The sequence below is a fragment of the Protofrankia sp. Cas8 genome, assembly GCF_963555845.1.
Taxonomy (GTDB): Bacteria; Actinomycetota; Actinomycetes; order Frankiales; family Frankiaceae; genus Protofrankia.
This window is the reverse complement of record NZ_CAUVXI010000257.1, coordinates 3,803-4,618: the sequence shown is the minus strand read 5'-3', so window position 1 is coordinate 4,618 and position 816 is coordinate 3,803. Positions and strand designations below refer to the sequence as shown.

1 protein-coding gene is annotated in these 816 nt (G+C 74.0%); it reads left to right on the top strand.

The window, feature by feature from the left end:
- Positions 1 to 764 (top strand): serine protease (locus tag U9977_RS24405; protein ID WP_322751621.1); only part of this gene is annotated, 764 nt, incomplete at its 5' end.
- Positions 765 to 816: the final 52 nt, after the last annotated feature.

Genomic DNA, 816 nt, shown 5'->3' with positions numbered 1-816 from the left:
TGCCGGCGGGTCGGGTGGTCGCGGTGCGGGCCCGGTTGTCGGCGGATGAGGTGTCGGTGGGGTCGGGGCTGCTGGTCACCGGTCGGCTGGTGCTGACGGCCGCGCATGTGGTGGCCGAGGCCGACGGCCGGCTGCTGGACGCGGTGTCGGTGCGGCTGTCGGGGTCGCAACGCTGGTGGGACGCGAGGCTGGTGTGGTCGGATCCGGCGGCGGCGGTGGACGCGGCCTTGGTGGAGATCTGCGGGAGCGGGTGGGTGCCGCCCGTGCTGCCGGCGGTGCGGTGGGGGCGGTTGACGGGGCAGGCCGGGGATGTGTCGGCGGAGGCGCAGGGCTTTCCGCGGAGTCTGCGCGACGGTGACGAGCGGGTCCGTGAGCATGTCACCGGGCATGTGAACCCGGGGGTGGATGAGGGTGCCCGCCGCTACGACCTGATCGTCGGTGAGTTCCCGGCCGAGCCGCCGCCGGGTGAAGCCTCGCCGTGGTCGGGGATGTCGGGGGCGGGGCTGTTCGCCGGCGGGCTGCTGATCGGTGTGCTGATCGTGCGGACGGGCCGGTTCGCCGAACGGCGGCTGCGCGCGACCCCGGTGCATGTCCTTGCGGCCGATCCCGGATTCTGCGGCTGGTGCGTCGACGGTTCGGCTGGCGGTGGAGTCGGTGGAGCTGGCCGGGCTGTTCACACCCGCGATCGAGGAATGGGAGCCGTCGCCGGCGCTGCTGTTGCATCCGGCCCGGGCTGCCGTGGGGTTCTATGGCCGGACCGGTGAACGGCAGGACCTGGCCGGCTGGTGCGTCGACCCGGCCGCGTCGAAGGTCTGG